The organism is Campylobacter sp. P0109 (assembly GCF_002138755.1).
GTDB classification, from domain to species: Bacteria; Campylobacterota; Campylobacteria; order Campylobacterales; family Campylobacteraceae; genus Campylobacter; species Campylobacter devanensis.
The window spans coordinates 218,446-237,504 of record NZ_MJKK01000001.1; the positions used below are offsets into that span (position 1 = coordinate 218,446).

Annotated in this window: 23 protein-coding genes and 1 pseudogene; 4 read left to right on the top strand and 20 right to left on the bottom strand. The window is 30.7% G+C overall.

Annotated elements, in window-relative coordinates; translation table 11 throughout:
• Positions 1-2 precede the first annotated feature (2 nt).
• Positions 3-512 carry a CZB domain-containing protein gene (locus CIGNP109_RS08585; RefSeq protein WP_442861887.1) on the bottom strand — a complete coding sequence of 170 codons (510 nt, stop codon included), beginning with the start codon at positions 510-512 and terminating at the stop codon, positions 3-5.
• Positions 486-1,124 (bottom strand): annotated as a pseudogene (locus CIGNP109_RS08805) (methyl-accepting chemotaxis protein); the annotation flags it as partial. The gene CIGNP109_RS08585 and the pseudogene CIGNP109_RS08805, both read right to left, overlap by 27 nt.
• A gap of 130 nt (positions 1,125-1,254) precedes the next feature.
• Between CIGNP109_RS08805 and CIGNP109_RS01115 the strand changes: the two are divergent.
• A complete protein-coding gene (locus CIGNP109_RS01115; protein WP_086227882.1) occupies positions 1,255-2,244 on the top strand; it encodes an isopenicillin N synthase family dioxygenase in 990 nt (329 codons plus the stop codon).
• Positions 2,245-2,300: 56 nt separating this feature from the next.
• Here CIGNP109_RS01115 and CIGNP109_RS01120 read toward each other — a convergent pair whose 3' ends face one another.
• The 17 genes from CIGNP109_RS01120 to CIGNP109_RS01200 all read right to left on the bottom strand — a co-directional run bounded on the left by CIGNP109_RS01120 (position 2,301) and on the right by CIGNP109_RS01200 (position 14,555).
• Positions 2,301-2,633: a hypothetical protein gene (locus CIGNP109_RS01120; protein WP_086227883.1), complete on the bottom strand. Its 333-nt coding sequence runs from the start codon at positions 2,631-2,633 to the stop codon at positions 2,301-2,303.
• A 212-nt stretch (positions 2,634-2,845) separates the two neighbouring features.
• A complete protein-coding gene (locus CIGNP109_RS01125; protein WP_086224259.1) occupies positions 2,846-3,241 on the bottom strand; it encodes an acyl-CoA thioesterase in 396 nt (131 codons plus the stop codon).
• Positions 3,222-4,178: a hypothetical protein gene (locus CIGNP109_RS01130; RefSeq protein WP_086227884.1), complete on the bottom strand. Its 957-nt coding sequence runs from the start codon at positions 4,176-4,178 to the stop codon at positions 3,222-3,224. Before CIGNP109_RS01130 ends, CIGNP109_RS01125 begins: the two co-directional genes overlap by 20 nt.
• Positions 4,171-4,893 (bottom strand): glycosyltransferase family 2 protein, encoded by a 723-nt coding sequence (locus CIGNP109_RS01135; RefSeq protein ID WP_086227885.1) that lies wholly within the window; start codon positions 4,891-4,893, stop codon positions 4,171-4,173. Before CIGNP109_RS01135 ends, CIGNP109_RS01130 begins: the two co-directional genes overlap by 8 nt.
• A complete protein-coding gene (locus CIGNP109_RS01140) occupies positions 4,890-6,488 on the bottom strand; it encodes an AMP-binding protein (RefSeq protein WP_086227886.1) in 1,599 nt (532 codons plus the stop codon). The genes CIGNP109_RS01135 and CIGNP109_RS01140 overlap by 4 nt, the downstream gene beginning before the upstream one ends.
• Positions 6,488-6,850 carry a hypothetical protein gene (locus tag CIGNP109_RS08355; RefSeq protein WP_141081040.1) on the bottom strand — a complete coding sequence of 121 codons (363 nt, stop codon included), beginning with the start codon at positions 6,848-6,850 and terminating at the stop codon, positions 6,488-6,490. Before CIGNP109_RS08355 ends, CIGNP109_RS01140 begins: the two co-directional genes overlap by 1 nt.
• A 172-nt stretch (positions 6,851-7,022) precedes the next feature.
• Positions 7,023-7,283, bottom strand: coding sequence for an acyl carrier protein (locus tag CIGNP109_RS01150; protein ID WP_336526382.1), 261 nt, complete (start codon positions 7,281-7,283; stop codon positions 7,023-7,025).
• Positions 7,280-7,537, bottom strand: a complete 258-nt coding sequence (locus CIGNP109_RS01155) for a phosphopantetheine-binding protein (protein ID WP_086224269.1) — start codon at positions 7,535-7,537, stop codon at positions 7,280-7,282. Before CIGNP109_RS01155 ends, CIGNP109_RS01150 begins: the two co-directional genes overlap by 4 nt.
• Positions 7,531-8,274: a lysophospholipid acyltransferase family protein gene (locus CIGNP109_RS01160; protein WP_086227888.1), complete on the bottom strand. Its 744-nt coding sequence runs from the start codon at positions 8,272-8,274 to the stop codon at positions 7,531-7,533. Before CIGNP109_RS01160 ends, CIGNP109_RS01155 begins: the two co-directional genes overlap by 7 nt.
• The gene (locus tag CIGNP109_RS01165; protein ID WP_180379996.1) at positions 8,261-8,941 is read right to left on the bottom strand and encodes a beta-ketoacyl synthase chain length factor; all 681 of its coding nucleotides are present in this window, start codon (positions 8,939-8,941) and stop codon (positions 8,261-8,263) included. Before CIGNP109_RS01165 ends, CIGNP109_RS01160 begins: the two co-directional genes overlap by 14 nt.
• The gene (locus CIGNP109_RS01170; protein ID WP_086224275.1) at positions 8,941-9,369 is read right to left on the bottom strand and encodes a hypothetical protein; all 429 of its coding nucleotides are present in this window, start codon (positions 9,367-9,369) and stop codon (positions 8,941-8,943) included. The genes CIGNP109_RS01165 and CIGNP109_RS01170 overlap by 1 nt, the downstream gene beginning before the upstream one ends.
• A gap of 82 nt (positions 9,370-9,451) precedes the next feature.
• Positions 9,452-10,669 (bottom strand): beta-ketoacyl-ACP synthase, encoded by a 1,218-nt coding sequence (locus CIGNP109_RS01175; protein ID WP_336526408.1) that lies wholly within the window; start codon positions 10,667-10,669, stop codon positions 9,452-9,454.
• Positions 10,663-11,376, bottom strand: a complete 714-nt coding sequence (fabG, locus tag CIGNP109_RS01180) for a 3-oxoacyl-ACP reductase FabG (RefSeq protein WP_086224277.1) — start codon at positions 11,374-11,376, stop codon at positions 10,663-10,665. The genes CIGNP109_RS01175 and fabG overlap by 7 nt, the downstream gene beginning before the upstream one ends.
• Complete coding sequence (locus CIGNP109_RS01185) at positions 11,369-11,809, bottom strand: ApeP family dehydratase (protein WP_086224278.1); 441 nt, start codon at positions 11,807-11,809, stop codon at positions 11,369-11,371. The genes fabG and CIGNP109_RS01185 overlap by 8 nt, the downstream gene beginning before the upstream one ends.
• The gene (locus CIGNP109_RS01190; protein WP_236847534.1) at positions 11,810-12,958 is read right to left on the bottom strand and encodes a beta-ketoacyl synthase N-terminal-like domain-containing protein; all 1,149 of its coding nucleotides are present in this window, start codon (positions 12,956-12,958) and stop codon (positions 11,810-11,812) included.
• Positions 12,955-13,305 carry a hypothetical protein gene (locus CIGNP109_RS01195; RefSeq protein WP_086224279.1) on the bottom strand — a complete coding sequence of 117 codons (351 nt, stop codon included), beginning with the start codon at positions 13,303-13,305 and terminating at the stop codon, positions 12,955-12,957. The genes CIGNP109_RS01190 and CIGNP109_RS01195 overlap by 4 nt, the downstream gene beginning before the upstream one ends.
• A complete protein-coding gene (locus tag CIGNP109_RS01200; protein WP_236845190.1) occupies positions 13,293-14,555 on the bottom strand; it encodes an NAD(P)/FAD-dependent oxidoreductase in 1,263 nt (420 codons plus the stop codon). Before CIGNP109_RS01200 ends, CIGNP109_RS01195 begins: the two co-directional genes overlap by 13 nt.
• A gap of 47 nt (positions 14,556-14,602) precedes the next feature.
• Here CIGNP109_RS01200 and CIGNP109_RS01205 point away from each other — a divergent pair, with 47 nt between their 5' ends.
• Genes CIGNP109_RS01205 through CIGNP109_RS01215 form a run of 3 tightly spaced genes read left to right on the top strand, consistent with a single transcriptional unit; the run spans position 14,603 to position 17,940 of the window.
• A complete protein-coding gene (locus tag CIGNP109_RS01205) occupies positions 14,603-15,124 on the top strand; it encodes a LolA family protein (protein ID WP_086227892.1) in 522 nt (173 codons plus the stop codon).
• Complete coding sequence (locus CIGNP109_RS01210; protein WP_086227893.1) at positions 15,125-17,347, top strand: hypothetical protein; 2,223 nt, start codon at positions 15,125-15,127, stop codon at positions 17,345-17,347.
• Positions 17,347-17,940, top strand: a complete 594-nt coding sequence (locus tag CIGNP109_RS01215) for a 4'-phosphopantetheinyl transferase family protein (protein WP_086227894.1) — start codon at positions 17,347-17,349, stop codon at positions 17,938-17,940. The genes CIGNP109_RS01210 and CIGNP109_RS01215 overlap by 1 nt, the downstream gene beginning before the upstream one ends.
• Before the next feature lie 38 nt (positions 17,941-17,978).
• Here CIGNP109_RS01215 and CIGNP109_RS01220 read toward each other — a convergent pair whose 3' ends face one another.
• Positions 17,979-19,025 carry a dehypoxanthine futalosine cyclase gene (locus CIGNP109_RS01220; protein WP_086227895.1) on the bottom strand — a complete coding sequence of 349 codons (1,047 nt, stop codon included), beginning with the start codon at positions 19,023-19,025 and terminating at the stop codon, positions 17,979-17,981.
• Between the last annotated feature and the right edge of the window lie 34 nt (positions 19,026-19,059).

The following is a 19,059-nucleotide window of genomic DNA, read 5'->3' on the forward strand; positions in this document are numbered from 1 at the left end:
AGTTATTTTTTATTAAATTTAACTTTTAACTCCATAATTCTCTCATTTAATAGAGTATTTAAAATATCTATAACAGATTTGCTTGCACTCTCAGCCGCATTTAGTTGTTTATAAATTTTATCTAAACACCCATTTGTCTTGCCGTGTTCTACCATTATTTTGTGTGCGTTGGCGATATTTTCATGAACATCTTTATGAACTGGTTCTAATTTAGCATAGTGTTGATATTTGCTAAATAGCTCTTTGCCGCGTCCTGTTTCATACCATTTGCCAAGACGACAACTATGGTAATCGGCAAATTTTTCATTTAAGTTTTCATCAAAAATCGCCTTATAACCTTTAACTTTAAATAATAGGTGATCTAATTTAACAAGGCTGATAAATATAGTAGAAAGTGCCTTTTGAGAGTTGAAATTAATCGTATTTGATAGTTCATGAACATCATTCATTGTCTCATTACGACTAGCTAAAGAGCGCATATGCTCGACTACTTCATCAGTAGCAGATTGCATTTTAGCAAAATTTTGTTGAACTATTGCCATATTCATCTCAATCTCTTTTGTAGCCTTTTGAGTTCTCTCAGCTAAGTTTCTAACCTCATCAGCTACTACGGCAAAGCCTCTACCATGTTCTCCAGCACGTGCTGCTTCTATAGCAGCATTTAAGGCTAGTAAATTTGTCTGATCAGATATATCAATGATTAGCGAAATTACACCAGAGATAGATACAAAATCTTTTTGTACTTGCTCTACTGTCTCATGAAAATCTTGCAATCTATCCTCCATATGGCTTAACTCATCTAGAAGCATATCTTGAATTTTTATAGTATTTTTTTGATTTTTAGTTGATAGTTCTTGAGTATCATTTAGCAGTGTAATAGAGTCACTAAATTCACTTTGGAGTAGATTTAAATTTGATACACAGCTATTTGCCATACTCATTGTAATATTATGAAATGCTTCATAGTAGTTAGATTTTTGGTTTTCTTGGAGTGCTTTTATCTGTTCTTTTAGTTCTTTATTGGTTTTTAGAAGTTCTTGGTTTTGTATTCGTAGTTGCTCAAGCTCATCGTTTAAAGATATGGGGGGGGGTAGTAGCGCTTTTTTAGTGAAGAATTTGAACATTTTTTATCCTTTTTATATTTTTTCTTAATAAATTATGAATTAATTTTACATAAATTTGGTTAATATATTCTATTTTATTATAAAAGATATGATAAAATGAGAATTTTAAATTTAAACTAAGGAGAAAAGTATGAATATTCCAGTACTTGACCTAAGTGAGATAGATAGTAATCAAGAAAAATTTATAGCAGATTTAAAGGGAGCATTTACTACTTTTGGGACTTGTTATTTGATAAATCATGGTATCGATTTAGATCTTTGCAAAGAGCTTCAAAGGCTTAGCAAGGAGTTTTTTGCTCTAAGTTTAGAACAAAAAGAGCAAATTTCGATGCTTAAATCGCCGCAATTTAGAGGCTACTCAAAAGAGGGTGGAGAATACACAGCTGGCAGCAAGGATTATAGAGAACAAATAGACGCTGGTAGCGATAAAGAGGCTTTAAATTGGGATATAAACTCGCCTATTTGGATGAGAATTCAAGGCCCAAATTTATTTCCTAAAGAGATTCCAGAGCTTAAAACTGTTTTTAATGAGTGGTTTGAACAAACAAGCACAGCGACTTTAAAACTTCTAAAAGGATTTGCTATAGCTCTTGAGTTGCCACAAGACTCTTTTGATAAACTTTATGGAAAAAACTCATACGCTCATGCTAAATTATTACGCTATCCGCCAGCATTTGATGGCAACACTCAAGGTGTTGGATTGCATAAAGATGGCGGTTTAATAACATTTGTTTTACAAGATAAAGAGTCGGGATTACAAGGGTTATTAAATGGCGAGTGGATTGATGTGCCGCCAATGGAAGGCTCTGTGGTGGTAAATATCGGTGAGTTTTTAGAACTTGCGACAAATGGGTATTTAAAGGCTACTATCCATAGAGTAAATTTAACCCCTAATGAGAGATTTTCTATAGCGTATTTTTTAGGTGTGCAGCTTGATAAGGATATACCGATTTTAGAACTGCCAGAGCACCTTAAAAAAGAGAGTACCGGAGTAGATACAGACCCTAAAAATCCACTACTTAGAAATGTTGCAGAAAATTATTTTAAAAGAATGATTAGATCTCATCCAGATGTAGCTAAAAAGTATCATAGCGATCTAATTGAGAGATTTAGTTTTTAAATTTGAATTTATATAAAAATTAAAGCATATCTGATTTAGATATGCTTTATTTAGATTTATTGAGCGATCGGTTTTAGATTTTGCTTTTGGTCATCTGTTAAATCGCTAATTAGTTTGATAGATACATTGTTGCTTTTATTTTCTATATTTGGATTTTTAGATATATCTAGTGTCCACATTGCACCTGTGAGCGGATCTACAACTAGCCAACCTATAAGACCACCAAATACTAAATTACCAGCTAAGTATATTCCATTTGCTCTACTATCAATAGTAAATTCAATATTTTTATACCCCTCTTTGCTTACTAAAACTTTATAAGATTTACCAGAAAAATAGCCATTATATTTTTTTAGGTCTATCTCTAATGGGATTTTGGTATCTATCACTACTTTATTTGTAGTTAAATCGGTGATGATTATTTTAGCTTCATTTGGGTCTGAAGTGATATCAAAATGATCATAACTACCTTGACCAAAAATCGTAGCATATCTACTTATATTGCTGATAAACCTAATCCTAAAAGAAAATTCTTAAACATCAAAACTCCTTAAAAATTATAATAAAACTGCAATTATATATATATTAATTTTTAATAAATTTATTGATTTAATGCAAATTTTAAATCATCTGGAATAGAATATAGTGTCTCTTTATTTAGCGTTACTGCTACTTGAGTTGTGTTTGCTTTAGCTATTGTGAGTTCATCTTTAGATAATAGTGTATATTTAAATTTTAAAGTTATATCGCACTCTATTACTGAGATTTCAACTATAAAGTATTCATTAAAGTATATAGGATTTATATATTTTAAATCCATTTTTACAATAGGTAGAGTAAAGCCATTATCTTGCATTTTAATATAGTTATAACCAATCTCATCAAGTAGCTTACATCTAGCCATCTCTAGATATTTTACATAGTTTCCATGCCACATTATCCCCATAGGATCAGTATCAAAAAATTCAGCTTTAAATTCATATCTTCGTTTTAACATCTTGATTCCAATAATCGTAAAAATTAAACCATAATTGCGGATTTTTTATAACTCTTTTTTGGAGTGAATTTATATATAGTTGCATTAGCTTTGTTGTGTTTGATATTTTATCTTTACCTAAATTTACTACTCCATCTGGATTTTCATCGGTGCGGCTGATAGTCTCTAGCTCAATTTTGTATTTATTATCTATACGCTCACACCATAATAGATTAATTCTAGTCTTTAAAATTCCAGCTATCAAGTATGCCCCCATAGGAAAACAACAACTCTTTCCTAAAAAATCAAGCTTGATATTCTTATCATTTGCTAAAGCCACTCTATCACCCATAATTCCTATATGTCCACCACTTTCTATTATCTTTTCTAGTTCAATAATGGTGCTAAAGTCAAGCGTATCAATAAATAAAATTTTTAGCTTATTTTTGCTAATTTTATTTATCATTTCCATAAAATTGCTAGAATTACTTTTGTAAGCTAAAATGACAATTGTTAGTTTTGAGAATGAATTTGATAAAGCACGAGCAACTTCAATATTTCCATAGTGACTAACAAGCAAAATTGAACCTCTTAATCCACTTCTTAGTTCGCTATTTAGCGTATCTATATTTGCTATATCAAGGTCACTATATTTGATTTTATCCTTCCAAACGGCGATTTTATCACAAATTGCAATACCAAATTCATAAAAATTACGATAGATTTTATAGTTTTCTTTGATAAAATTATCACGTTTTTTATTGCCAAATTTTGCTATTTGAGCATAAAACTCTCTTAAATTTACTCTCTCATCTTTAGAGATTAAAAAGTATATAAGAGTTACAAAAAATATACATATTTTAAGTAAAAATCTTGGTAGTAAATTTACTAAATTAATAGTTAAATTTAGCCAAAAATATCCAGCTTTTTCTTTTCTTTGCCACCAGTTTTTAGCCATTTTTACCCTTTTTAAAATATTTATCGAATGCGAATTTAGGCAGGCTAAAAAAGTGCTTAGCATGCATTTTGCTAATTAACAAATTATCTCTAAGAGCTTTAAAATGTGATATTCCTCCATTATATTTGACCAATACATCACACCATTTAAAGCAAATTCTAGCCTTATATGCTAAGAGTAAGATATCTATATCAAAATCCATTCTATTGCTTTTACATTTTATAAGCAGTGGATATATTAGCTTTAATGGATAGACCCTCATTCCACACATTGTATCTTTTATATCGCCACCTAAGGTATTGATATATACCCAAAAGCTAGTTATTTTTCTGCCGTATAGTCTAGATTTTGGAGCATCTGCTCCATATATTGGATTTGTACAAATTAGTGCGTTTGGATTTGATTTTGACAAATCTAAAATTTTATCAATCTTGCTTAGTTCGTGCTGCATATCAGCATCAATTTGAAATATATGGGTGTAATTTTGTTCATTAGCTAGAGCTAGCCCGCTTTTAATAGCTGCACCTTTACCGCCATTTTGCGCCCGTGTTAAAATCTGAGCATTTAAGTTTTTTAGAGCATTTTTAGCATTTTGGTCTGAGCCATCATCTACTATTATAATGTCAATATTATAACGCTTTAAATAATTGCATAAGCTAGCAATTGTATCAGGATGATTGTAATATGGGATTAAAAATGCAAATTTCATATTCATTGGGCGATCTTTAACCTACCATTTGCACACTCTTTATCATTAGCAAATAGTGTGAAATATAGTTTATTTGAAGTTATTTTAATCTCTAAATGCGCCATATCGCATGGGCGTAGAAAATTCGTAAATTTAATACTCTCTATTTGTGTAATAGATTCGTTATGGATTTGTAAATGCTCTTTAATAACATCAAATACAAATCCTAATTGAACAAATCCAGGAACAAGGGGGAAATTTAAAAAGTGACCGTTAAAATAAAAACACCCTTCATCTATGTATGCACTAGCTTTTAGCGAATCTGACTCTTTTGAAATTAAGTTAAATTTAGGCTTTATCTGCTCATTTATAGAGGCTAGAAAGTCGCTTTTAGGTATTTTGCCTTGATTATTTATAGGAAGGCTTGAGCGTATATAAAAATATCTAAGTTTATTGCCGTATTTATTTTTAACTATAGAGCTTATCTCATCTACTATAGCTTTTTTACCTTTAGTTTTATATAGCTTTTTTCCCTCATCACTTAAAACTAAAATAGCTGCTAAACGCTTGTATCTATCATCTTGTGCTATGACTACAGTATTTATAATCGGGCTTTGTTTGATGAGATTTTCTATACCATCTAGGCTTACTTTGCGGTCATGAAGTTTGATTATTCTATCATATCTACCAATAATTTTAAAGCTATCTTTGTTAAATTCTGCGCAATCATTAGATATAAATCCATTATCTAAATCTTGCCATGGTGAGCGAATGATTAGACGGTTTTTATCATCGCATTTTATATTAACACTAGGAAAAGCTTTAAAATTTTCACCATCACCATAGGCTATTATACCAGTTTCACTGCTGCCATAAATTTCAGTTATAGTAGCGCTTAATTTGCTTTGTAGGCTTTTTAATATATCTAGATCGAGTTTTGACCCAGCTGTAAATATCATTTTAATTTTATTAAATTGGCTCATATTTTTTTGCTTAGATAGCGATTCTAAAAGTACTGGAGAACTAATTAAAATTAATTCATCATCAGCACTACAAAAGTCAATATTTTGAGCTAAAATCTCTGGATATGTTAAGTTTTGTGTATAGACTTTACAGCCGCTAATTAAAGCTGTAAAAACCTTAAAAGTAAGGCCAAAAAGATGCTGATGAGATACACTTGAGAGAAATGTATGAGTATTGCTGATATTAAAAAATGAGCGTAAAAACTCACCCTCTTTGACCATTTGATTAATTGATTTTTCTATATTTTTACGCTCTCCGCTACTACCTGAGGTTTGAATATAAAAGGTTGAATTTAAATTTAGTTTAATTTTAGAACTTTTTGACTCGATGTTTCTAGTTAAAATATCACCAACTACCTCATCATCAATAAATGGTCTAGAATTATTAGAATAATAATATGGCAAAAGATATGGCTTGCCACCAGATAAAATAGAGCCAAAAAATGCTACTAAAAATAGATATCCATCATATATAAATATATCAATCTCATCGAATTTATTATATGTTGCAAATTTAGATACATCTTCTAAAAATTCATCAAAGCTTTTTATCTTATTTTGAGATATAAAAGTTGAATTTGGGTTAAAAATCTCTCTCATTACTCTACCTGTAAAATAAAATTTCTATACAAAATCTCAGCACCAAATAATATCCCAATTAAAATATAGCTAACTACACCACAATATAAAGTCCAATATATTTTATCATCTAAAAATATCAAAATAAATGATATAAGTGCGTTTAAAATAAAAAATATAATCCAAATTTTGGTTAAATTTCTAGTATAGCTAATAGCTTTTTGGTCTAATATTTTACCTTTTAGACTGGCTTGCTTTTTGGCTATTTTAGTAATTAGTGCCTCATCTTTTAAGGATATGGCAAAAATAGTACCAAGTAAAGCATTTATAAAGATTGGATATAAGTATGCAAGCTCTTGTATATTTGCAAAAAAATATATCAAAAAAATAGCGCTTAATATTGCCCAAATAGCCTGTTGATAACTCTCTTGTACGCTTAACATTCGCAATAAACAAACAAGAGCCATAGAGGCAAATAATATCTCACTTTCTGGAAAAAAATAGAGCGCAAAGGGATAACAAATCCCAATGCAAATTAAGATAATATTAAATAGTTTAAGAAATTTGGGATAATCTCTCAAAGACAACATTTACAATATCTCCTAAGGTGCGAACCTCTTTAAAGGCTGCAGCCTCCATTCTATAGCCTGTTTTTTTCTTGATATGATCAATCATATCAATCGCATCAATGCTATCAATCTCTAGATCTTCATATAATTTTGCTTCAAGTTTGATTTTTTCTTTAGGGATCTCAAATAATTCAACTAAAGCCTTACTAAGCATATCAAATATCTCTTCTTTGCTCATTTTATTCATTGGTTTTCCTTTTGTTGTGCAATAAATTCACTTAAGCTTTTTACACTATAAAATATGGATTTTAAATCCATTGTCTTAGCGTTTAGTTCTATATTGTATTGTTTTTTAATAGCTAAGCTAAGTTCTAAAGCATCGACGCTATCAAGACCTAAGCCATCATTAAAAAGTGGCGCATTTTCATCTATATCGCTAAGTTTTAAATCTGGCAAATTTAGCGATGTTATAATTAATTGTTTGATTTCATCAACTAACATTTAATCTCCTTTTGATAAATTTCATTCATTTGCTTATGTAGTGTTTTGACACGAATTGTATTTGGCTTATCGATTAAGAATTTATCAAGTATCAAATCATCTGATATTTTGATTTTATATTTTATCTTACTTTTTGGTGTTTTATACCATTTAACTCCTTTTTGGAGTGAACGTGGATTCATATCAATAAATATTGGTGTGAGTATTTTTGCTCCATGAATTGCTATATAAAATGGTGCTTTATGAAAACTTATACTATCTTTTGTGCGTGTACCTTCAGGAAATATAAGCAAGCTATCGCCTGATTTTAGTACGCTTAAGCTTTTGTTTAAAAGCTCTTCATCTTCGCTATTTACGATATAGTTAGCAGCTTTAATAGCAGGACTTAGAAATATATTTTTAGCTAGGTCGCTTTTTACTACGCAGTTTATACGACGCACCTTGGAGAGGATAAAGACAACATCTAAAAGAGATGGATGGTTGGTTATAATTATTTGGCTAGGTTTTCCAAGGCGACTATAGTCTTTAAATTCATAATCTAAATAGCCTAAAATTTTTGTACAAAATATAAAAAATTTCCATGCTAAATAGACTAAATCTCTAGCAATATTTTCAAAGAATTTAATCCTATTTAACCTAATGGCAATTAATGGTAAAAAAATAATATTTCCAATCAAACAGATAAATCCAAACCAAGAAAATAAAAATCCAACAAGCAAAATTCTAATTACTATCATTTAAAGTCCAGCTCCATCTAAGAGTAGAATCTATATTCCAATTAGAGCATAAATTATTATTTAACGCTTTTAATAGGCTAAATGCACTTGTGTAAATTTGCAAATTTTTTGGTTGATTTTGATTAAACTCAAGTGAGCAAATTCGTCCAGCATTTTTATCTAAAAGCAAGCCTAAGGCATAATATGAAAAATCAGATAAATCACTAGAAAACTCTTCGTAATTGATTAAAATTACCTTTTGATTGGGCTTTATAAAGGCATCAATAATACCGTATTCAAGACTATTTTTAGCACTTATGCTTGATATCTCATTTTGATTTTGGTAAAGAATTGCCATTTGGGCTGGGGTTGCATTTAATACAGATAGTGAAAATGCAGTAGGAGATACAAAATCATCTTTTAATGTTTTAAGCAGATTTACGCACTGCTTGCTTTCACCACTAAAAGAGCTAAATATTATCGGTATTGTTTTTAGCTCTTGTGGGCTAAGGTCAAATGAATTTACTATACTTAATGCAGATTTTAAAGCATAACCCATTCTTCTTTGTTCTAAGGCTGAAAAATCAAGCTTAAAATCTTTTTGATATATATTTAAGCTTTTAAATTCATCAGGTAGTATAAAATTTGAAGATATTATAGCGTCTGCTTTTAAAATCCCAATTTGCATTATTTGGCAATATCTCCTTTTAGAGTTACACCAGTCATTAAAGTACCGACACCGCATTGAAAATTAGTTTTTGAATCATATGGAATCTTTTTAAACCATCCAGTAAGATTTACAACTTTAGTGCCGCCTTCTTGTTTGGCACGCTGAAAAAATTGAATAAGTGCTGAGTGAAATGCCCTAGTGCAAGATTCTTCAGCAGATTTACCTACTTTATTTGCTTTTTTATTTGTAGTTAGTTGTTTCATAAAAATTTGATCTTTTGCACCGCTTTGGCTACCAAATTTAAACTTAACACTATTATCGATATAGCCTTGTTTTATAGCCTCATCAATAGCTGGTTTAATAGGTAGATATATTATATCATCTGCAGCAACTGCACTTAGACTAAGAGCGCTAATGCAGCTAATAGAAACTAATATTTTTTTCATAAATAACCCCTTGAAATAAATTAAAAATGTTTCAATTCTAGCTAAATTTACCTAATTTTTTACTTATGTTACTAGCTATATTTTAAACTTTTTTAAAGATTAATGATGTATTTACTCCGCCAAAGGCAAAGTTATTATTCATCACATAATTAGTTTTAATCTCTCTAAAATCTTGTAAATAATCAAGCTTGGCACACTCTTTATCGATATCTTTTAAATTTATTGTAGGAGCAAAGAGGCCTTCATTCATCATCTCAATACTAGCTATACTCTCTATAGCTCCACATGCTCCAAGAGTATGACCGATGTAGCTTTTTAGTGAGCTGATTGCAATTTGTTCGCCAAAAACCTTATGCGTAGCGTGAGATTCTACTATATCGCCCCATTTAGTTGCTGTGGCGTGAGCATTTAGGTAGCCAATATCGCTAGGTAAAATTTGAGCATCTTTTAAGGCTAACTCCATAGCGCTTTGCATAGTTTTGGCCTCTGGTTTGGTAATATGTACGCCATCACAAGTAGAGCCAAATCCTACAATCTCAGCAATTGGTGTTGCGCCTCTTGATAGCATACTCTCTTCAGATTCAAGTAAAAGCATACAAGCTCCTTCTCCTATAACAAGACCATCACGATTTGCATCAAATGGGCTAGGTGTTAAATTTGGAGTGCTATTTTTTTGGCTAGTAGCATATAAAGAATTAAATACATAGCATTCACTAGGACATAACTCCTCAGCTCCACCAGCTAGCATCATTGGAATTTGGCCATATTTAATAGCCTCATATGAGTAGCCTATAGCGTGTGAAGCTGAAGTACAAGCTGATGATGTAGGAATCATTCTACCTTTTAAGCCATAAAATATAGCTATATTTGCCGCTGTAGTGTGCGGCATTGATTTTATATATGAGTTTGCATTACAATCACTCTCTCCCATAAATAAAAGCTTTGCAAGTTGCATAACTGCATCTGTGCTTCCAGTGCTAGAACCACTAGCTACACCCATTCTGCCATCTTGAATTCTCTCATCTTTATAAAGTCCAGCCATTTGTAAAGCCAGCCCAGCTGCTTCAACACTATATTGCGAGACTCTACCTAGGCTTCTTAGCTGCTTTCTGCTCCAATCTTTTGGATAATGATAGTCTAAAATTGGTGCACCAAGATATGTAGTTAGCTCCTTATATTGTTCCCAATCTTTCATATATTTAACCGCATTTTGTTTTTTTAATAAAGCAGACCTAAACTCAGCCCAGCTCTTACCAAAGGCACTTACAATTCCATATCCTGTTATAAATACTCTCAACACAAACCTCCATTAACTCCAATAACTTGTCTTGTAATATAACTAGCCTCATTGCTTAATAAAAAATTTACTAGCCCGCCAACTTCATCTATGCTTCCACTGCGTCTAGCTGGTATAGCTTTTAAAATCTCTTCAATAGGGAGATTTTTATCATTTGTAAGTTCAGTATCAATAAGCCCTGGGGCTACTACATTAACTGTAATATTACGGCTTGCTAATTCAACAGCTAGGGCTTTTGAAGCACCTATTAATCCAGCTTTTGAAGCACTATAATTGCTTTGGCCTCTATTGCCAATTATACCTGAGACCGAACTCATTACTATGATTCTACCAGCTTTTTGTCTTATAATTGGCATTAAAAGTGGCTTTAAAACATTATAAAAGCTATTTAAATTTACATCAATCACTCTCTTCCATTCATCATCTTCAAGAGCTACAAAAGTATTATCGCAAGTGATACCAGCATTTAAAACTATACCCCATAAGGCTGGATTGGTATTAGTATAATCCTCAAGTACTGCTTTGCACTCATCTGTATTTGCTACATCAAATATTAAAGCCTTTGCATTAAGTTCATCTTGAGCCTTTTTTAGTGCATCGCTTTGGCTTTTGCCATGTAAAATAATCTCATATCCATTTTGTTTTAATCTTCTTGCTACACCAAGGCCTATACCACGACTTGAGCCTGTTATTAATACTGTTTTACTCATTACTTGCCTTTAAAATTTGATCTAGTTGTTCTTGAGATGGGTTAAATACGCTAATGCTAGCACTAGCTACTAATTTGTCATCTACATATACGCTACTTTCATAGACCCCCATCCCATCAAAATCCTCTGAAATATGAGTTTTGGTAATTAGTTCATCACCTATGTTTAAATTTGGCTTTATAATCTCAAATCTCCTAGCCCCAAGCAAAAATCCAAGCCTAGTATTTGAGCCTTTATCATTTAAGCCACGATATACAACTAAGCTTTGTGCCATAATTTCTAGAGTGTTAAATGTAGGAAATTTGCCATTTTGTAAAAATGGATTATCATACTTAATAAGCGTTTTAACGCTGATAAAATCATCTTTTTTCTCTACGATATCATCTACTAATACCATTGCTCCACTATGAGGAATTAGCTCTTGAATATACATTTATACTCCTAAAATAATAGCACTATTGTCCCCGCCAAAGGCAAATGAGATTGATAGGCAGTTTTTGATTTTTGAATTTGTATTTAGCCTAGTTAGATTAATTTTGGGCAACTCTTTATCATATATTCCATCATAATAGTGTGGTGGTAGCTGGCTTTGATTGTTTTGTAGGCTTTGATTTATAATATTAGCACAGATTAGAGCTTCTAATGCACCAGCAGCACCAAGCGTATGCCCCATTAGTCCCTTTGTGCTGCTACATGAAGTATTAGGAAATATATCATTGATTAAATTTGCCTCCATCTTATCATTAGCGTTAGTGCCAGTACCATGAAGGTTTATATAATCAATATCGCTAGTATTTAAATTAGCCATATTTAATGCGCTTATAATAGCATCTTTTTGTGCGGTGAAGTTTTCATTTGGTTTAGTAATATGAAAGGCATCATTATTAGCAGCAAAACCTTTAAGCTTTATATCTGCTATATCTTTACTAAGTATAAAAAGCGCTGCACCCTCAGAGATATTGATTCCATCTCTATTATTTGAAAATGGCAATGCATTATTTTGACTTAGAATTTCTAGACTATCAAAACCATATATTGTAAGAGTATTTAAGCTATCTACGCCACCACATATCACTGCATCGCATAAATTTGACTCAAGCAATCTAGCAGCCTCTATAAAGACCTTTGCTCCAGATGTACAAGCGCATGAGACGCTAAAAGCTAATGATTTAAGTCCTAAATAGTCTTTGACAAACTCACTTGCATTGCTTAGTGAATTTCTAGTAAAAAATAGTTGAGGTTCTATCTTTTGCATTGATTTATAGTTTTCTTCTACCCCAGCAGTTGTAGTTCCTATAATTACAGCAATTCTTTCTTTGCTAAATTTGGTTAAAAGCTCATTTAAAGGCTCTTGCATATTAAGTAGCAGATGGTGAAGAATTAAATTGGTTCGTGTTTTATATACCTCTTTTACATCTTTACTAAAATCTTGCAAATTTTCTATTTTACCAACCATAAAATCTTTTGATTGAATTTGGTTTTTAGTAACCGATGGTTTGCATTTAAAAATATTTTGCATTATCTCATTTTTATTGCTACCAAGGCTACAAATACCATCATATGCGTTAATATATATACTCAAATTTCTGCCATCCTAATTTTTTTATTATCTAAAATAAATTCTTTGACCTTTAAATTTTTTTGTAAAATATCTAAACTTTCAATAAATAGCTGATCATAAAAGCTATTTTTAGGTAGAAATTTAGTAGATTTAAAGGTTCCATTTTTTAGCACTTTACTAGATTGTGGTGCACCAAAAGGGTCAAAAAGGGCAAAATAATACCCATCATTTTTAGAAATATATAGCAAATAAATAGCCCCATCAATATCTACACTAAAGCGCTTTTGAGTTATATTTAGATTTGGAGCTTGATACTTAGCGCAGCCTAAAAATATAGAGGCTAATATAATTAAAATTATCTTTTGCAAATTTGAGCCAATACTTCTAATGCTTCATTGGATCTGGTTGCATATGGATTAGTATGATCCCACGCATATCCTGCTAAAATAGAGCAAATTTGCCTTTTCACTTTATGATTTTCATCTTTTGCGTAGATTACATCTTGGAATTTAGTATTATACCAACCCTCAACATATGTCCTAAATGTATTAATACCAAACATTAGCGGTTCTACATACTCTTTTTGCATATCAAATTGATCGCCATTTAATATCTTTGTTACAACTTGGCTTGCAAGCTTAGCTGAAACCATAGCAATTGTAACTCCTGAACTAAATACTGGGTCTAAAAATTCGCTTGCATTGCCTAAAAGCACATATCTGTGGCCATATAGTTGCTTAACATCTTTAGAATATGAGCTAATTGTCCTAATAGGCATATCCCAAACTGCTTTATCTAAAAGCCTTTTTAACATTGGAGCTAGATAGACATGGTGTTTTAGGGTATCTTCGTCACTTGAGTTTATATTTAATCTAGATTCTTCGCCTACTACTCCAATGCTACAACGACCATTAGAAAAAGGAATTAGCCAAAACCAAACATCTCTAAATTCAGGATGAGTTGTAATTAAAATCTTTTTTCTATCGTATAGAATTTCATCAATATTATCTTTAATATGTGTAAAATAAGCTTTTTTAGGAGATAGAGTTGATGGCACTTCTAGGTTTAGCTTGCGAGGTAAAACTCTACCATATCCACTAGCGTCTATTATATATTTTGCTTGAATTTTTTGACCATCTGATAGTGTTGTTTCTGTGTATTGATCTAAGAAATTTATATCTTCTACAGCAGTTTCAAAGCATACTTCAACGCCTTGCTTTATTGCTTCATCTATTAAAATTTTATCAAAAACTGCCCTTTGAACTTGAAATGTTGTACCATCGCCATTGCTAGATTTGTCACAAAAATCAAAATATCTATATTCATCTTTCCAACTAAATGCAGCCCCATTTTTATACTGAAATCCATATGCTTCAACTGCTTCTAAAAATCCAGCCTCACGCAAGATATTCATACAGTTTGGCAATAGACTCTCGCCTATTACAAAACGAGGAAATTTTTCCTTTTCAACGCATAAAACTTTAATTCCTTGTTTGTTTAATAACGCACTTACAATGCTCCCGCTAGGGCCACCGCCAATAACTAAAACATCCACATAGCGCATAGAAACTCCTAAAATATCACTAAATTTAAAAATCACAGTTGTTAATATTAACATATTTTTGCTAGAATTCCCAAATTATCATTAATGATTTAGGGTATTTTATGCGATTTTTATCTGTTTTTTTTATATTTTTTTTATCAAATTTATATGCTTTTAATTTAGAATATTTACAACATATTCGCTCAAATTTAGCCAAAGGCGAATTTATTCAAAACAAGTATTTAAAGCACTTTGATCAGGTTTTACAAAGCAGGGGTGAGTTTGAGATTGCAAATGGTGAATTGATATGGAGTATAACATCGCCAATTAAACAAAAATCTAAAATTACAAAAGATGGAATTTGGATCGCAAATGCTCAAAATGTATGGCAAAAATTAGAACAAAACTATGATAAAGAGTTAATTTTAAGCCTATTAAGCTTTGATTTTGACTCTATAAAAGAGCAGTTTGATATAACTCTAAGTGGCAATAAAGCACAATGGCAACTAAATTTAAAACCAAAAAATATATGGCTAAAAAAGATATTTAATCAAATTAACATTAGCGGCAAAGAGCATATTGAAATTATGAGTTTTGATGAGGCAAATGGCGATAAGACTATAAATAAATTTAAATTTAACTAGATGAAAAAACATCTTATATATATTATATTTTTGACTTTTAGTCTTTTAATGCTTGGATTTATCTTTAGTTCGCTTAATAAGGTTAAAAGCGATATTTACACTCTTATTAGTTTAGATTCTAATGAGTCAGCAATTTTAGAGAGTATGCAAAGTAAAAATGCTAAAAATATTATGTTTTTAAGCTCTGATTTTAAGCTTTTACAAGAGCTTAGTAGTAGTGAAATTTTTAATGAATTTAAGCTTACATATGATATTGATCAGAAATTTTTAACAGTACTTAATAATGCTAGTTTGGCTACTATAAATAGGAAAATTTTTAATCAAATTTTATATGAGCCAGAGCAGTTTTTTGCCTCTAATGCAAGTAATTTATTTAATCCATTTAACTACCGAATTATCCATAATGATTTTTTAAATTTTAGCTCATATTCTACGCTTTTAATGCCTAGTAATTTATCATTAGATTTAAAAACTCAAAGCCTAAAAACTACTTATAACAACCAAATTTATTACTTTGCTTATGGGGTTTTAGGTGATAATTTTAGTAGTTCTAAGCTATTGGAGTTTTATAGAACTGCTAAAGAAAATGCTAAACAAAATGGGGATGAATTGCTCATTATTGGAAGTGAGATTTTTGCTGGATTTGCTAAAGATGAGGGCAATAAAGAGAGCATTATAATGGGTAGTCTCTCTTTGGTAATGATTGGAATTTTGTTGATTTTAGCATTTGGTAGTTATAGTATATTTAAGCTTATTATTGTCATTATTTTTAGCTTTTTATGTGGACTTAGTGGTGGGTTTTTAATATTTGATGAGATAACTCTTTTTAGTATTGTTATTAGTATTAGTTTAATTGGGCTTATATTGGATTTTGCGATGCATTTTTTAGGATATGTGCAAGGTCGTGCTATTAAAAAAGATGATATAAGGCGATTTTTAAAGATATTTTTAATCGGATTATTTATCACAATTTTAGGCTATGCTCTATTTATTTTAGCTCCAATTGGTTTTTTAAAACAGATAGCTGTTATATCTATTTTTAGTCTTGTAGGTGCGTTTATAGCTACATATTTTTTACTACCATATATTTTAGAAAATAGTAAGTTTAAAAGCTATAAAATTTTTGATTTAGCGCTTGATGGGTTTATAAAATTTAACTTTTATATCTTGCAATTTAAAAGAATATTGATATTTTTTATGGCAATATTTGTCTTTGGCGTGATTATATTTTTTATCTATATTTTACCAAGTATGGATTTTAAAGATGATATTAGAAACTACTCATCGCTAAATGATGAGCTATTAGCTCAAAGTAAAAAGTTTTTGCAAATTAGCCAAAATCCATTTCAAAGTAGCTTTATAGCATTAAATTTTAGCCCAAATGATGATAAAATAGCAAAAGAAATAAAGCTTTTAAGCGAGTTAAATATTGCAAATTATCAAGGTGCTAGCAAGATTTTATTAAGTCAAAATGAGCAAATAAAGCTAAAACTAGCTTTGAAAAATTATGCTAAAAATGAGCAGATTTTAAAAGCTTATAAGGAGCTTGGAATTAACTTAAATCTAGTGAAAAACTCATTGGAAAATATATCTCAATTTAGCCCCATAAGTTTTGATGAGTTTAATTCTCAATTTGATAAAAATAACCCGATTGAGCCATTTATTTATGATGGTGATACGAATTTAATTTTTATTAGTTCTGATGTTGGATTTAGTGATGAATTTGATTTGATTTTGCAAAAATATAATGCTAGTTATTTTAATATTACACAAAGCATTAGTAATAATTTTACCATAGCAAAAGAGTATGCAATATATTTAAAACTTCTAGCTTATGTATGCGCTTTTGGGATATTTTTATTCTTTTTTAGCTTTGCTAGGGCGTGCGTGATGGTTGGGATTATATTGTTTGGGACATTTGTAGGTGTTGCTATAATGCTTTTAGTTGGGGTTAGTTTTAATATTTTTACCATTTTTGGATTTATTTTAGCTAGTACTATTGGGGTGGATTATGTGCTGTTTGCTAGTAATTTAAATTTGGCTTTGCGTGAGAGATATTTTGGTATTATTTTGGCTAGTTTAACTAGTATTATATCTTTTGGAATGCTTGGTTTTAGTAATACTTATGCAGTGTTTAGTTTTGGAGTTAGTACGGCTTTGTGTATGTTTTTGTTAGCATATTTTGCTCTTTTGTATGCTACTTATAATAGCAAGATTAAGTAATGAAAATTTGGTATCTTAAATTTATTTTAGATAAATTTGAGCGATTTGATTTGCTAAATTTGGATAATTTTGAATTAAAAGATGGGGAAATTTTACTACTTTTTAGTGATAAATTTGATAATTATAGTTATGATGATTTGAGTCTAAGCGATAAAATAAAGCTTAGAAATAGTCCAAATTTGGCTCAAAATAGCAAATTTAAAATCTCTAGGTCTTTAAAAATTTATTTTGAAAAAAACTATAAAAATATTAAAAATATACCACTTTATACCTCATTAAGCCATAGTGATAATTGTGCTATTTTGGCTATTAACACTACTAGGGTAGGGGTAGATTTAGAGTTGATAAAAGATAGAAATTTTAGCGCTCATATAGATTTTTGTTTTAGTAAAGAACAAAGATTAAGGGTTGCTAACTCTAAAAATCAACTGATTGAATTTTATAAAATTTGGACATTAAAAGAGGCTAGGGTAAAGCTTTTAAATTTAGGATTTTATGCGCTTGATATGGCTAGCGATGAGAGTTTGGGAGCTTTTGGAGAGATTGTAAAATGTAGCGATAAAAGCTTTATTTATAGTGTTGCAATATTTTAAAATTTTTAAATTTATTGGTAAATTTAAAAAAGAAGAGATTAAAATCTCTCCAAAATATCATAATTTGTATTTCGTTTAGCTGGAAATTCGCCAATATCTTTGATAAGCTCTATCATTTGGGCTTGACTCATTCTATAGCTAGCACCTGCTGCTTTTACAACATTTTCTTCCATCATTGTACTACCAAGATCGTTTGCACCAAATTTAAGGGCTAATTGTCCTATATATGAGCCTTGTGTAACCCAGCTACTTTGTATATTTTTAAAGTTATCTAAAAATAGTCGTGATACGGCTAGTAGGCGTAGATACCTATTTGGTGATTGCTTTTTGATGTGGGGATGCTCGGCAATGAGCTTAGTATTAGCTGATTGAAAACTCCATAAAATAAACGCTCTAAAGCCACCAGTCTCATCTTGAAGAGTACGGATTTTATCTAAATGTTCTACAATCTCTTCATCGCTCTCAACTGTACCAAACATCATTGTTGCTGTACTTTTTAGACCAATTTTATGAGCCTTTTGATGCACCTCTAGCCAGGTGCTGCTAGAGCATTTTTTAGGTGAAATGATATCACGAACTCTATCGCTTAAAATTTCAGCTCCAGCTCCTGGAATACTGTATAATCCAGCATTTTTTAATCTTAAAAGAACCTCTGGAATCGAAATTTTAGAGACTCTTGCGATATAATCTATCTCTACAGCTGAGAAACCGTGGATATCAATATTTGGATATTTTGTAGCAATGTGAGAGACTAGCTCTTCATACCATTGTATTTTTAATTTTGGATGGACGCCACCTTGAAATAAAATTTGAGTCCCACCAATTGCAATTAATTCATCTATTTTGCGATCGATTTCATCAAAGCTTAGTAGATAAGCATCCTCTTCATTAACATGTTTATAAAAGGCACAAAATTTACAATCAATCCAGCAGGTATTGGTGTAGTTAATATTTCTATCGACAATGAATGTTGTAATTTTTTCAGGGTGTAGCTGTAATTTTTTAGCACTGGCTAACTCTCCAAGCTCTCTTAAATCTCCATTTTTGATAAGGTCTAGAGCCTCATCAACACTTAATCTACTCACTTAATTTCCTTAAAATTTTTGTAGCGTATTGTAT